The sequence below is a fragment of the Marinifilum sp. genome (genome assembly GCF_965230805.1).
Taxonomy (GTDB): domain Bacteria; phylum Bacteroidota; class Bacteroidia; order Bacteroidales; family Marinifilaceae; genus Marinifilum.
Map to the genome: position 1 here is coordinate 1,127,181 of NZ_OZ246019.1, position 14,943 is coordinate 1,142,123.

The 14,943-nt window shown below is 36.3% G+C and carries 14 protein-coding genes; 2 read left to right on the forward strand and 12 right to left on the reverse strand.

The window, feature by feature from the left end:
* Nucleotides 1-161: 161 nt before the first annotated feature.
* Nucleotides 162-1,454: a hypothetical protein gene (locus ACO05S_RS04325; RefSeq protein WP_421920312.1), complete on the reverse strand. Its 1,293-nt coding sequence runs from the start codon at nucleotides 1,452-1,454 to the stop codon at nucleotides 162-164.
* A gap of 4 nt (nucleotides 1,455-1,458) precedes the next feature.
* Nucleotides 1,459-2,916 carry a DUF4270 family protein gene (locus tag ACO05S_RS04330; RefSeq protein WP_421920313.1) on the reverse strand — a complete coding sequence of 486 codons (1,458 nt, stop codon included), beginning with the start codon at nucleotides 2,914-2,916 and terminating at the stop codon, nucleotides 1,459-1,461.
* A 279-nt stretch (nucleotides 2,917-3,195) separates the two neighbouring features.
* Here ACO05S_RS04330 and ACO05S_RS04335 point away from each other — a divergent pair, with 279 nt between their 5' ends.
* Nucleotides 3,196-4,212 (forward strand): Kelch repeat-containing protein, encoded by a 1,017-nt coding sequence (locus tag ACO05S_RS04335; RefSeq protein ID WP_421920314.1) that lies wholly within the window; start codon nucleotides 3,196-3,198, stop codon nucleotides 4,210-4,212.
* A gap of 417 nt (nucleotides 4,213-4,629) precedes the next feature.
* Here ACO05S_RS04335 and ACO05S_RS04340 read toward each other — a convergent pair whose 3' ends face one another.
* From ACO05S_RS04340 to ACO05S_RS04385, 10 genes are all read right to left on the reverse strand, one after another.
* On the reverse strand, nucleotides 4,630-5,109 hold the full coding sequence (locus ACO05S_RS04340; RefSeq protein ID WP_421920315.1) for an NAD(P)H-dependent oxidoreductase subunit E: 480 nt from the start codon (nucleotides 5,107-5,109) through the stop codon (nucleotides 4,630-4,632).
* 93 nt (nucleotides 5,110-5,202) lie between these two features.
* Complete coding sequence (locus ACO05S_RS04345; RefSeq protein WP_421921276.1) at nucleotides 5,203-6,975, reverse strand: NADH-dependent [FeFe] hydrogenase, group A6; 1,773 nt, start codon at nucleotides 6,973-6,975, stop codon at nucleotides 5,203-5,205.
* A gap of 13 nt (nucleotides 6,976-6,988) precedes the next feature.
* Nucleotides 6,989-8,782, reverse strand: a complete 1,794-nt coding sequence (locus ACO05S_RS04350; protein ID WP_421920316.1) for an NADH-ubiquinone oxidoreductase-F iron-sulfur binding region domain-containing protein — start codon at nucleotides 8,780-8,782, stop codon at nucleotides 6,989-6,991.
* A gap of 17 nt (nucleotides 8,783-8,799) precedes the next feature.
* Nucleotides 8,800-9,195: a (2Fe-2S) ferredoxin domain-containing protein gene (locus ACO05S_RS04355; RefSeq protein WP_421920317.1), complete on the reverse strand. Its 396-nt coding sequence runs from the start codon at nucleotides 9,193-9,195 to the stop codon at nucleotides 8,800-8,802.
* Between the two features lie 37 nt (nucleotides 9,196-9,232).
* Entirely contained in the window at nucleotides 9,233-9,769 is a 537-nt protein-coding gene (locus tag ACO05S_RS04360; RefSeq protein ID WP_421920318.1) for an ATP-binding protein, read from the reverse strand.
* Nucleotides 9,770-9,901: 132 nt separating this feature from the next.
* Nucleotides 9,902-10,636 carry a PHP domain-containing protein gene (locus tag ACO05S_RS04365; protein WP_421920319.1) on the reverse strand — a complete coding sequence of 245 codons (735 nt, stop codon included), beginning with the start codon at nucleotides 10,634-10,636 and terminating at the stop codon, nucleotides 9,902-9,904.
* A 4-nt stretch (nucleotides 10,637-10,640) separates the two neighbouring features.
* Complete coding sequence (locus tag ACO05S_RS04370; protein ID WP_421920320.1) at nucleotides 10,641-10,982, reverse strand: DRTGG domain-containing protein; 342 nt, start codon at nucleotides 10,980-10,982, stop codon at nucleotides 10,641-10,643.
* A gap of 3 nt (nucleotides 10,983-10,985) precedes the next feature.
* Nucleotides 10,986-12,350: a [Fe-Fe] hydrogenase large subunit C-terminal domain-containing protein gene (locus ACO05S_RS04375; RefSeq protein ID WP_421920321.1), complete on the reverse strand. Its 1,365-nt coding sequence runs from the start codon at nucleotides 12,348-12,350 to the stop codon at nucleotides 10,986-10,988.
* 4 nt (nucleotides 12,351-12,354) lie between these two features.
* The gene (locus tag ACO05S_RS04380) at nucleotides 12,355-12,768 is read right to left on the reverse strand and encodes an ATP-binding protein (protein ID WP_421920322.1); all 414 of its coding nucleotides are present in this window, start codon (nucleotides 12,766-12,768) and stop codon (nucleotides 12,355-12,357) included.
* 9 nt (nucleotides 12,769-12,777) lie between these two features.
* Nucleotides 12,778-13,125, reverse strand: coding sequence for a DRTGG domain-containing protein (locus ACO05S_RS04385; RefSeq protein WP_421920323.1), 348 nt, complete (start codon nucleotides 13,123-13,125; stop codon nucleotides 12,778-12,780).
* Between the two features lie 323 nt (nucleotides 13,126-13,448).
* Between ACO05S_RS04385 and ACO05S_RS04390 the strand changes: the two genes are divergently transcribed.
* Complete coding sequence (locus ACO05S_RS04390; protein ID WP_421920324.1) at nucleotides 13,449-14,255, forward strand: hypothetical protein; 807 nt, start codon at nucleotides 13,449-13,451, stop codon at nucleotides 14,253-14,255.
* The last annotated feature ends 688 nt before the right edge of the window (nucleotides 14,256-14,943 follow it).

The following is a 14,943-nucleotide window of genomic DNA, read 5'->3' on the forward strand; positions in this document are numbered from 1 at the left end:
TTTCAGCACAAAATTAATCAATATTTACTAGCATATACCATCAATTGAAGTTTAATAGCGAATGATTGAAATAGAAAATTCATTTTTTCTTTATGAGCTAATATCATACAAAAAGCCCTTAGTCAAAAACTAAGGGCTTATGTGCAATTATATAATTCTTTTTAATGATACTTTCTCTTGAAAAACCAAGTCTCGAATAGGTTTACTTCCACACTAATTCTTCCAAAATCTTCTCGTACAATATTATTATCGGTCGTCCCCATCTGGCCAAACTCAAATGACAAATTAATCATCCCATTCCCTCGAGCCAATGGCAATCCTAGTCCAAAACTAATTCCCTTGGTTTTAATTCGTTCATCTCTTACCTCGATATACCCGGTATCGTAAAAAGCCCCAAATCGGTAAGATAGTTTCTTTAAGAATTTAGTAGCATAGCCATCATTTGCATTGTAAATGGTTGCAATTGAGAATTTGTTTCGATCCACCAGAAGATTATCTTTCTCAAATTTCTTGGTATCACTCCATTTTTCTAATAAATAGTCAGCCCCCATCCAAAACTGTTTCCCTTTATTAAAACCAAGCGAAACTCCATACAATTCAGGTACATCATAACGCCCTCTATCTGTATCTTCATATCTTAAAATCCCCAGGTTTGTAACTTCTGTAACTCTTTTTGCACTAACCCCAATTTTCGGTTGATATTTTAATCCCAGCATAATGGAGTTTTTTGGAAAATCAATCTTGTATTGTGCTCCCACATTAAAATGCAATCCTTGTGATATTAATTTATTACTGTTTTGGTAAGTTAGAGAAGCACCTCCTTGAGGAATAATAAATTCGTCTCTTGTGTTGTTTCCAAATACATATATTCCATTAAAGCCTAATGATAAATCATCTGTGACTTTAAATCCATTTGAAAGTACAAGTTGATTTAAGCCTCCGGTTCCAACTTGTGACCGAATGATATAATTTGTTCCTCCCTCAACAAGCTCCCTGCTTGTAATATCATACCCCAAACTGGTATAGGGAGATAAAGACACTGCAACACCGTATCTTGGTGATGCCTTAAATCCGAATCCTATTTTAGATAGATTTAAATCGTTGAAAGAATCGCTATCGTCACCTTGTGAAAGATTGGTAAATTTAGCAACCATCCCAATCTGGAAAATAAATTTAAGACTGTCTAATTCAGTTAATGCGGCTGGATTATTAACATTTAATGCACTTCCATCTCTATACGACAAACTGGCCATACCGGTGGAATTTAAAATATCTTGAGTCATCAACTCACCTAATCCATAATATGAATACGGAGAACTTGTATTATTTTGGGCGTTCAAATCCAAAGATATAGCTGAAAGACCAATTAAAGCTAATAAACAAATTCGAACAATAGATTTTAAGCTCTTCATTAAACTTACCATATATAGTATAACAATATTTTTCACACTCATTTTCTTAACGTTGAATCACGTAGGTAACTCTCAATCTGATTCTAAAATCAGAAGCCAAATCATTTTCCACTATCAATCGATCATACGTATAACCAATATTTTCAAAAGGAAAGCCAATTAAAAGAGCATCATCGTACTCTTTTCCATTTACTAGAATCGAGTTCACATATGAAGTTAGATCTGCAACGTAGACCGATTCATCTTCATTATTAAAGTTAGGAACAAATGTAAATGACAATCCAGCACTTTGTCCTCCAGCTAATTGTGAGCCGATAACATTATTCTCATTTGTATTGTATAGGTTGAGGCTTGACATTGGTAATGGAAAAACCTCATCATCATAGCTATTATCCGTTGGATATAACAACAGATCTGCTCTTATTACTCCACCAGTTAATCCGAGTGTTATTAAATTTTCTATGTGAGGAATTTTGATCTTTGTATACATTCCAAGACCTCCCTGAATAAAAGTCAAATCATCCGTTAGCTCAGAATCAAGTTCAACCTCCTGTTCAACCAAACGATCCAATTGTTGTGGTGTATTGCTTCTATCCGCAGAGTAATTTAGGAAACTATAGTTTTGATTACCCAAAGAAGACACAACAGGAAAATCATGAAATTTCACCCTTCCTTTATCGCTATAGTCAGTATCACTATAATACAATCTCAATTTTAACTTATTATCGGCCAGTGGTACATGAAAAAGGGTGCTATTCTCATCACCAGGTCTAATTACAATTCCTTTCATGAATTTGCGCCACTGTATACTTTCCGTTACCGAATCACTTTCTGCATTTACCTTTTCCACAATGTCTTCACCCAAGGCTAAGGCTTGCTCGTTATCAAGTTTTAAATAAATTCCTTCACCAAAATATTTACCATAATAGCTAACCGCACCACTTTGCGCATGTAAATCAATCGCCTCATCATACCTTGATTGCTTAATTGGATTTAGGTAAAACTCCCTATCTAAAAGAGGTAAATCATCATATTCAAAACTATTGTGTCCATAAAATGCAAATTCATTATCTGGCAATTCCATATCCTCTGCTACCCTATTGATAATTATTCTTTGAGCTTGTAGTGTATCTCCAAAATATCTTCCGTCAGGATAAGCTATAAAGACTAAGGAATCGAATTGGATTGGAACCTTCTCAACTGAACCATCAATTGAACTTCTTTGAAAAGATCCATTCAAGCTTAGCAAACCATAATATTCTGCTTTTATATCGCCAAGATACTCATCCTTATAACTTCCCAATATTGCAGTTCGAGAACCAGAAGTGATTAATGAGTCTAAAATAATTGTTGAACTTTCTATCGAAAAAGTATCTATCAAAACAACTTCCGTTGTTTGATCAATTAAATTATCACCTATTTCATGTTCCTCGTAGCTGTCTGAATTACAACTAACAAAAAAGCTTATTATAGAAAAAAATAAAAGTCGATTGATTGTTCTCATTCTCACCATTTAAAGTACTAATCATATTAAACACAGAGCAAAAACTCTATTATGATTACAATAGAAACCTTGTCAAAAATTCGTTTAACGCACAAATATAAATAAAATATCCAGACTAACTAATTAAATCTTTATTTGATAAAAATTGTTAAATGGAGCTTATTTTTACCATCTAAAAATGAACTTATGGATTTTTATTTTATATTTGTCGTCTACTTAAAATAGGATCGCTTAAACTGTTCTAAGAAAAATTTAAATTAATTGATAAAATCATAACAAATGAAACAACGATTATTAATAGTATTATTTGCATTATCTCTATTTGTTACCAGTTGTGGTAGCGATAATGATTTAGTAGGTAACTGGATTAAAAGTTCTTCTTTTGAAGGGCGCGCCAGAAGTGGTGCAGTTAGCTTTGTAGTTGGCGATTACGCATATGTTGGTACTGGTTATGATGGAAAAGATGCTTTAAAAACCTTTTATAAATACAGCCTTCAAGATGGTTGGAGTAAAATTGATAGTGAATTTCCAGGTGCTGAGAGAAGAGAAGCTGTTGCATTTGTAGCCAATAATAAAGTATATGTAGGTCTTGGAGTTGATGATGATGACGAGAGATTAGGAGATTTTTACGAATTTGATCCAACTAACGATACATGGAATCCAATCCCAGTTGATATGACTGATGGACCTTCTGCCAGACAAGGAGCAATTGCATTTACAATAAATGGAGTTGGTTATGTTGGAACTGGATATGGTTTTCAGGAAGATGAAGATAGAAACAATCTAAAAGATTTCTATAAATATGATGGTTCTTCTTGGGCTAAGATCGCCTTTGATGGCGAAAAATCAAGAAATTCAACTGTTTTTGTAATTGACAACAAAGCTTATGTTGTTTCAGGAGAAAACAGTTTAAAATATGTTTGGGAGTACGATCCTACTAAAGTTAGTGCAAATTCGAATGGATGGACTAGAAAAGAAGATCTTGATGATGATAATGACTGGGAAGAAGTACAACGCTCACAAGCCATTTCTTTTGTAATTAATGGTAGAGGGTATATTGCTACAGGTAGAAACGCAGGATTATCAAGAGAGGTATGGGAATATGATCCAAGCAGAGACCATTGGGATGAAAAAACTTCTTTAGAAGATGAAATTGCTTCAAGAGAAGACGCTGTAGCATTTTCTTTAAACAACAGAGGTTTTTTTACTACAGGTACTGTTGTGGGTTCAGGCGCATACTTTGATGACACCTGGGAGTTCAACCCAACTATGGAAGAAGATGATGATGACAATTAGAAATTAGTTGTAAATATATAAAGCACTGCCTCGTTAAGCAGTGCTTTTTTTAGCTATACAACCCCGTACACTTAATCCTTCAAACAGTCTACAATAAGGTTTAAGAATAATATCACATATTTTTAATTGACGATCTGGTATTAATAATACTGAGTTCAATTAAAATTTTTCGATAAATCTATTCACCAACAATTTTCTCTTTCACAGAAAGGTCATGTACGCTTCGTCTAAAGAAGATTTGCAATAAAAATTCTGAACGAATAGCTGACTATTTTGATTAATTCTTAAAGAGGCTCCAATATCAGTAAAGATCCAATGTTATTTTAACAAACTTTAACCTTTACTTGTTAATAAACGTTAATCAAAAAAACCTCCGACAAAACTGCCGGAGGTTTATTTTTATATCAATTCCATTAATTACGACTGATATTCTTTAATGATATCAGCTACATCACCAGCAGCAACACGTCCGTAAACACGCTCTCCAACGGTAACTACAGGTGCCAAACCACATGCTCCTACGCAACGCAAGCAGCTGATCGAGAATTTTCCATCCTCTGTAGTTTCCCCAACAGGAACATCTAACAAACGTTTGAATTCTTCCAATACTTTCTCAGCACCTCTTACATAGCAAGCAGTTCCCATACAGATAGAAATTGGGAATTCGCCCTTAGGTACCATAGAAAAGAATGAGTAGAAGGTTACAACACCGTAAACGTGAGCAACAGAAACGTTTAATTCACGAGCAATGATTTCCTGAACCTCTGCAGGCAGGTAACCAAATGTCTCTTGAGCCTTGTGAAGTACATTAATCAACTCAGCTCCATCATTATCAAATGACGTGCAAATCTCCACAAGTGTATCAACTTTGGATTTTGCTAATTTAATTTTTGCCATAATATTTTTAGATTTTAGATTTTAGATCTGAGATTTGAGACTTTAACCTATATCTCATTTCTCAAATCTTTAATCTCATTTCTATCAATTCATTTATTCAATCTCAATCTCGTTACTCTTATCGAAATAATGAGTATGCAACAACTTATGAGACAATTCGCTACATGGCTTACCCAAGAACTCTTCATACAGTTTAATGATATAAGGGTTCTCGTGCGACTTACGGATAGCCTTACCTTCATCTTCGCGATAAAGAGCAGCTGCACGTTTCTTCAGGATTGAAGAATCGCCATGGTGCAATGGCTGTCCACCACCACCAATACAACCACCTGGACAAGCCATAATTTCGATTGCATGATATTCCGATTTACCATCACGGATATCTTCCAGAAGTTTACGAGCATTACCAAGACCGTGAGCAATACCAATATTAATAGGAAGACCATCAAAATCTACAGTAGCACTACGGATGCCATCCATACCACGCAATGCTTCGAAATCAACTTTTTCAAGAGTCTTTCCAGTGTATACTTCATAAGCAGTACGAGCTGCAGCTTCGATTACACCGCCAGTAGCTCCAAAAATTACCCCAGCACCTGTTGACTCACCTAGAGGATTATCAAAATCTTCATCAGTCATAGTACTAAGATCCATATTCGCCTGCTTGATCAAGTTTGCCAGCTCACGAGTTGAGATAGAATAATTTACATCAGGATCTCCATCCACTTTAAACTCATCGCGCTGACACTCGTATTTTTTAGCCAAACAAGGCATGATAGAAACAACAATCATATCTTCACGCTTGATACCCATTTGTTCTGCCAAATAGTTTTTAGCGATAGGACCAAACATTTGCTGCGGAGAACGAGCTGTTGAAGGAATGTCTTTCATTTCTGGGAAATGGTGCTCGAAGAAATTCACCCAACCAGGACAACATGAAGTCAAGATAGGAAGTTTCACATCCTTATCACCATCCAAGTGTTTTTGCAAACGACCCAACAACTCTGTACCTTCCTCCATAATGGTAAGATCGGCAGCAAAATCAGTATCGAATACTTTATCGAAGCCCAATTGACGAAGAGCCGAAACCATTTTACCCGTTACCAAAGTACCGGCTTCCATTCCAAATTCTTCACCCAAAGCAGCACGAACTGCAGGAGCCGTTTGTACAACAACCGTTTTCTTAGAGTCAGCAAGATCTCTAATCAACTGATTGGTATGATCTTTCTCGGTTAAAGCTCCAGTAGGACATACAGCCACACACTGTCCGCAATATGTACAAGTTGATTTCTCCAAATCCATTTCGAATGCAGGAGCTACAACAGAATCAAAACCTCTGTTTACAGCAGAAAGTGCACCTACTGTTTGTACGTCGTTACACATGGTCTCACAACGACGACACATGATACATTTATCCATATCACGGATAATCGATGGAGAGTAGTCTACCTTATAAGTTGATTGTTCACCCTTGTAGTGCAATTCACGAACGCCAAACTGGTGCGCCATATCTTGTAAGTCACAGTTCCCTGATTTAGCACAAACCAAACAGTCGAATGGATGATCAGAAAGCATCAGCTCCATTACTGTTTTACGAGCATTTAATACTCTCATGTTGTGAGTATGAATCACCATTCCTTCCTCACATTTTGAGTTACAAGAAGGAGCTAAGTTACGACGTCCTTCCACCTCAACAACACAAATTCGACATCCGCCAGGCTTGTGTTCAATGCCCATATCTCCCAAGTGCATATAACAAAGCGTTGGAATTTCGATTCCTAACTGCTTTGCAGCTTCGTAAATAGTAGTTCCCTTAGGTACTTCTATTTGTTTATTATCAATGGTTAATTTGATCATTTTTTCCATTTTAAGATCCTCCTTACTGAATGCTAATCGCATTAAACTTACATTTCTCCATACAAGCACCACACTTGATACACTTAGCGGCATCAATAATATGAGCTTCTTTACGATCTCCGGCAATACAATCAACCGGGCAGTTGCGAGCACAAAGTGTACATCCAACGCAAAGTTCAGGATCGATTACATATTGCATTAATGCCTTACACTGACCTGCCGGACATTTGCGTTCTTCAACGTGAGCAATATACTCATCATAGAAATTTTCAATCGTAGAAAGAACAGGATTTGGCGAAGTCTGTCCCAAACCACAAAGAGAAGTATCTTTAATCACAGTACTTAAGTTTCTCAACAAGTCAAGATCCTCCTTAGTACCTTTTCCTTCAGTAATCTTATCCAACAATTCGTACAGGCGCTTGTTACCTACACGACATGGAGTACACTTACCACATGATTCTTCAACAGTAAAATCAAGGTAGAATTTAGCAACGGAAACCATACAGTCATCTTCATCCATAACAATCATACCGCCCGATCCCATCATAGAGCCAACAGCCAGAAGGTTATCAAAGTCGATTGGAGTATCAAGGTGTTTTTCTGTTAAACATCCACCTGATGGACCACCTGTTTGAACAGCTTTAAATTTCTTACCATCTTTGATACCTCCTCCAATTTCGTAAATTACTTCACGAAGAGTAGTACCCATTGGAACTTCGATTAATCCCACGTTATTAATCTTACCTGCCAAAGCAAATACTTTAGTACCTGTTGATTTTTCGGTACCAATTTTATTGAACCAACTTGCTCCTTTGTTAATGATAACAGGAACATTCGCAAATGTTTCAACATTATTTACGTTGGTTGGTTTTCCGTTGTAACCAGATTCAGCCGGGAATGGAGGCTTAACGGTTGGCTCACCACGAAGACCTTCCATTGAGTGGATCAAAGCAGTTTCCTCACCACACACAAAAGCTCCTGCACCATAACGCATTTCAACATCAAAGTTGAAACCTGATCCCATAATATCATTACCTAAAAGACCATATTCACGAGCTTGCTTAATGGCAACTTTCAAACGATCAATTGCAAGTGGATACTCAGCACGAATATAGATCAAACCTTTATCAGCACCCATTGTGTAACCACAAATGGCCATTGCTTCCAACACCGAATGTGGATCACCCTCAAGGATTGAACGATCCATAAATGCTCCTGGGTCTCCCTCATCAGCATTACAAACCACATATTTCTGATCCGCATCATTCTTAGAAGCAAATTCCCATTTCAAACCTGTTGGGAAACCTCCACCTCCTCGTCCACGAAGGCCGGATTCTTTAATTTCGTTGATTACCGACTGAGGGGTCATTTCCGACAAACACTTACCCAGGGCTGCATAACCATCGGTAGCAATATATTCATCGATATTTTCAGGATTGATAAAACCACAGTTACGCAAAGCAATACGAATCTGTTTTTTATAAAATCCCATATTTTTAGAGTCACTAACAACTTCCTTCTTATCCGGATCGGTATAAAGTAAACGCATTACTTTACGCCCCTTAATGATATGCTCTTCGATTATTTCTTCGGCATCTTCTGGCTTAACTTCTATATAGAAAGTATTATCAGGAAGAATCTTTACAATAGGCCCTTTTTCACAAAACCCAAAGCAACCTGTCATTACTACCTGAACTTCTTCATCAAGCCCTTTCGCTTTTAGAGCATCTTGTAGATTATTTTGAATAGACTCACTTGCAGATGCACGACATCCTGTACCTCCACAAATAAGAATATGCATTTTGTACTTTTCCATAATTGCAATTAGTTTTGTTAGTTGTCAATAGTTTTGTAGTTAACGGGAATAATGCCATCTACCAATTCGCCTTGTTTGATATATTTTTCAATCACTTCATCAGCTTTTTTAAGATCAACATCTCCGAAAACAACGGGCTCTTTACCTGGCATTGTAACTTCGATAGTAGGTTCTGCATAGCAGTATCCCATACAACCAGTTTGAGTTACAATAGAATTAATACCTCTTTTGGCTGTAGCTTCGATTAGAAACTCCATTACCTCTTTTGCTCCTGATGCAATACCACAAGTTGCCATACCAACTTTAATTTGCACTTGAGCGTCCGGATCGTTGCTCTTCTCCCTAAGATCCATCTTTGTATGCAGCTCTTCTTTTATCTTCTTCAGATCTGCAAGGGATTTAACTTTTGCCATAATCTCAATTTATTAAAGGTTAATTTAATTATCTATATTATAATGTATTCAGGTTCTCTTGAATCATTTCTTTTAAATAATGCATGATATTCGGATCTGAAACCGGCATACCATCCAAAACTTCTTTTATTTCTTTTGTATCAAAAACATACTCATCTTTATCAGTGATATGAATGTATATAAAATCCATTTTCGGGTTTGCACCAACCAACAAAACCATAGTTCCTGCAATATCGCCCATAGCTGGCCTGTCTAGATGCCGATGAGAAAAAACAGCCTCCAGTTCTGTTCCCACTCCCTCTTTCGAGGATATCTCCATCTTTCCTCCTGTCATTTCTGCATTTTGTTTTAACAAAGACAGACCCAATCCAACCTTTCTGGTTGTACGGGTGGTGAAAAATGGATCAATGGCTTTTGCCAACACCTCTTCGGACATCCCAAAACCATTATCCTTAATCGAAATTGAAAACAAGTCATCTTTTTCACTCTCCTTGATTTTCAACTCCACCAATGATGCTTTGGCTCTCACCGAATTCTGGATAATATCCATAATATGCATCGAAAGATCTTTCAATTTTATTAGCTTTTAGCTATTGGCCATTGGCTTTTAGCTTTGTTATGCAACTATTGATTATCCTCTTTTCTTTGTGAATCAAATCCATTATTTCTTTCGTTTCGCTCTCTTTTGCGATCTTGAGCTTTTAAACTACTCAACCCTTCTTCCCTCTTCTCCTTTTAATGCCTTTCTTACTTCTTCGAAACTTAATTCTTCCACAAAGAAGTTTGTCCAAGCGTTTCCGATATCCTCTATGTAATGAGCATCAGAACTTTTAATAAAATTATACTTACTCAAATACTTATTCTTTTTTAAGAACTCCTCTTTCGTAATGTGATGAGAAAGTTCTATTGCGTCTACATTCAAATCAGGCGGTAAAAAACCCAACTGACTGATAACACTATTGATTGTTTTATTGACATGCGCCGGAATAAATAATCCTTGCAATTCGTGAACCTTTCTTTCGATTTCTTCGATGCTTTGATCTAAACCTGAAATTAAAAGACACTCCACTTCATCAATAATCTCTTCCTCTTCGTTTACCACTACCTGATATCCGAACTTAGTTTCATCATTCGATATCTTTGGCAAATACCGATCGAGATATTTCTGAAATTCAGAAAGATTCTCCTCATCTTCAAAAAAGCACAAACAATGAGCTTCTTCTTTGGTAGTTACCTCTGCTCCCATCAGAACCATGATTCCTTCCTTTGCTGCTAATTCTTTAATCAGCGGTGCGTGCAAAGTTGAATTGTGATCCGTTATTCCCAATATGTCAATTCCACGCTCTTTGGCTTTTTGAACAATATTCACCGGACTCATCTCCAAGTCTCCACAGGGAGATAAAACAGTATGCGTGTGCAAATCTGCCCGGAATTTTTTCATTCTTCTATTTTGCCAGATTGATTAAATCGTACAATTTTCCTGTCATCTCAAAAGCTTCTTCCTCAGAAGAAAGAATTGGTATTCCCTCCTCATTACTTTGAGCAGCCGCATCAGCATCAGGCTCATATCCTTTTACCAAAACAATTGCTGCCAATTCTTTTAATGAAGCAATTGCCATGATATTCTTATGCGTTTGCAAAGTAACCCAAACATGGTTTTCATCAGCATTTCCCATCACATCACTTAACAAATCCGAAGTATAACCTCCTTCAACTTCACGATTTAACCCTTTTGCTCCTGAACAAACCTTCAAGCCTAATTTTTCAACGATATCTTGTACGATCATGATCTATTCGTTTAGTTTCTTTTTTTCAAACCTGCTCTTACCCCAGGTATCCTCCGAAATATCGAATGATTCCTGCGGAGATATCAGTCCTTCCTTTGTCAACATTTTTTGAAGAAAAACACACTGTGTCATTTTTGCACTTCCCTGAACTACGTCTTCGGCCAATGCCTGACATCTTGGTGCGCCACATGCACCGCAATCAATCCCGGGTAAAACCTTCATGATTCGGTTAATTTTCTTCATTTTTTTCATGGCAACCATCATATCTGAATCCAAACTTAGGATAGATCTTGGTTCCACTTTGCTTATTGCCATATTCTCCTGTAAAAAGACTTTATACAAATCAATTTCTCTTTCCTGCATAATTACCGGCTTATTGCGATGATACCACGCCGCTCTTTTTCTTAAGCGCTCAATTGCCAGAAATCGATTTTCCGTTGCCAACACTCCACCCGCACAGGAGTGATCACATGCTCGAAGTTCCAAAAAATCAACATCAGATATTTCTTCGTTCTCTAACTTTTCCAAAACTTCAATAACATTATGAATCTCGTCAATTGCCAAACAACGCCCTGCATATCTCGAAGCTTCGCCATTGGTTAAGGTCCAACCAATACTTCTTCGGGACATATGAATATTATCAGGATATTTTTTAGTCTCCTTTTTACTATTCTTAATACTTAGCAGCACCTTGTTGTAGATGAAGTCCATATTAATTACACCATCTATCATGGAAACCTCTTCACCTACAGGACTTTTAACCGCTGCAATTTTAGCTGCACAAGGAGTAACGTAAAAAATCCCGATTTCATCCTGAGTATATCCTTTGTCCTCAAGTTTTTTTCGATAAAACTGAGCCGAAATGTCGATTACTGGTTTTAGTTGAATAATATTGTCTACCAAAGCAGGAAACTTAACCTGTATCAATCGTACTATAGCAGGACAAAAGCTAGATATAAATGGTCTTTCCTGATAATGTTTGTGCATGTAGTTCTTGGTAGAATCAATCAATACATCCACAGCACCATCCACTTCAAAAACATGAGTAAAACCCAGTTTTTTGACTTCATTGTACACTTGTACCTCCGAAATACCGTCGGGAAATTGTCCCAACAACACTGTTGGTAAAAGTGCTACTCTTTGTTTGTAATTAAAGATTTGCGTAAAGTCATCCTGTTCAACTATAATTGCATTTACAGGACATGCCTTCAAGCACTCGCCACAATCAACACAAGCATTTTTATTAATATTAGCAGTTCCATTTTGCACGCGAATAGCAGAAGTTGGGCATACATTCATACAGTGCGTACAAGCTATGCAAACATCATCAACTACTTTTAAAGCATGATAAAAATGAACCTGCTCCATTACCCTATTTCAAATAATTAACGATTATAAGCTTTGTACCAACATCAACCTTACTGGTGATATTCATCTGATCAGAATTACGCTTTATATTCGGAAGCCCCATCCCTGCACCGAAACCCATTTCGCGTACTTTTGGTGTAGCAGTAGAGTATCCTTCTTGCATTGCTTGATTGATATCAGGAATTCCCGGCCCTTTATCTTCAATCTTTACCACAATCTTTTCCGGATCTATTTCAACAAACATATTGCCTTCGAATGCATGAGCCACAACATTAACCTCTGCCTCGTACAAAGAAACAACTGTTCTTTTTATAATTTTTGGATTTACATTTAACTGTTTAAGGATCTTTTTTACCTCGCTGGAAGCAGATCCCGCTCTAGAAAAATTACCACCTTCAATTTCAAACTTAAATTCCATTTCCCCCTATTAATATACAGGTTGTAAACCCAAATCATTCAACACAGAACATGCACTAAACATAGATAAGCCTGACTCCAAAAGAGTAATCTCATTCTCACATGCCAATTCCTTCATTTCCGGAGACACTTTTTTATCTCGAACAAATACAATGAAGGAAATATCTGACATCTCGGAAGTGCGAATCGTTTGCAGATTGTTTAAACCAGTAATTAAAAGAAGATTTTCTGTATCTATAGTAAGCACATCACTCATTAAATCTGATGCAAATCCAAATTGAACTTCCTTGCTTAAACTACATTCTCCACAAATAACACGTGCATTAAGTTTATCAACTACATCTGCCACTTTAACCATCACTGCAGTATAAGATTATGTTTATTTTTACGCTCATTATTGACGGCACTAAGATAAGAAATTGAGGTTTATTAATAAATGATATTTAAAGGAATAGCGACCTTTATCGCAAATACATAATTAGTCTAAATAACATGGCATTAAGGGTCAATCGAAATTAATAATGATATCTCGATTTTCTTGAGAATTAATTCATATACATTCTGCTAATTAAGACAAACCATAAATCCTATTTATACAAATTGAATAGTTTGATTTTTTAGTTATATTCGTCTTATACCAGAAAATAAACTGGATGATTTAGATAATTATTTCTTTAATTGATGGGGCATAACACACAACACATCCTTGTATTAATTCAAGATAACAATCACATTAGAAAGGCGATAGTGCATGCTTTTAAGCTGGCCAATATTTTTAAGGCTCATGTCGCATTCGCTCATCTTCCCCATAAAAATTCGAAAGCAGAACTTCCTTTAAAAACGATCGCTAAACTGAACACCAAAAACATCCCATTTAAAGCAGTTAAATTTGGAAGTTTAGACGCCGAACCAAATCATACCATTAAGCAACTGGATGCTATTTTCTTGCTTACAGAATTTGTTGAAAACAGATTGTCTGCATTTAGACAGAATGATGTATTTAAATACATCTACAAAGCACATATTCCTAGTATTCTGATTAGCGAAAAGACCGTAGAAAACTGCAATTACGAAAATGTAATTGTTCCTGTCGATTATAAACGAGAAACAAAGGAAAAGTTGATTTGGGCCAGCTATTTTGGCCGATTTAATAAAGCCATTATTCATTTGTTTGTTGCCCACCACCAATCTAAAAATGCGAAAAGAAAAATTAAGGCTACCTTAATCTTTACAAAAAGAATGTACGAGCAATTCTGTTTCGATTATAAAATCATCAAATCGTCAAGAAGTAGTTATTGGCTGCGAGAAGACGCATATTCCTTCTCAGAACAATTTGAACCAGATTTAATAGTTTTACTTTCGCAGAAAAATGATGGATTACTCAATCAGTATTTTGGCCCTTTGGAAATCAAAAAACACCTAAGAAAAAAGAAGAATCCTATCCTTTTCATCAATCCATTAAAAGATTATTACTTGCCTTGCAATTGATTGTTGGCATTTTAATCCAATCGTAGGTTATAAGTCTCTTTAGTAGAATTACACCCAAATATCCATTGAAGAGCTTCAACTTTCTGAACGCCGATAAAATTGCTTTTAGAATCTTGTATTTAGTCAAATACAAATCATAGAGACATAAGCTCAACAAGAACCCTAATTGTAAGGAACAATCGAACGCATCAAAATCAAGACCGGGAACACTCTTAAAACCTTTGCTAATGATATCGAAGAATAAGGAGTCTTGCAGAAGTGCCCCAATTCCACGTAAAGATTGCCAAATGCAAGCGGCAAGATCAAAACAATCATTGGCATGTACATTTAATAATAATTTTAATCATACTCACCACAGGCCTAATCCAAAAACCTCTATATCTGGAATCGGAGAACCTTTTTGGCGTCAAAAACCGACTTGGGAATGAGTCACCCAGCAGTAAAACCATAGATACACTTACTCCAGTGGGAGCATCAAACCTGCTTAATAGCATCAAACGCCTCTTTGTCATGAAGGACCGAGTCTGTTCAGATCAAAAAAAAAGGAATTTTAGTGAATCTGCAATTTCTTTAACAGGATCACTAAGGAGTTTGCATTCTTTTAAAATTTCCTCTTTAGTTAACGCAATTCCATTTTCATCCGCTTTAGTAAAGACTTCTACATAATCAGAAGCTTCATTTCTTAAGA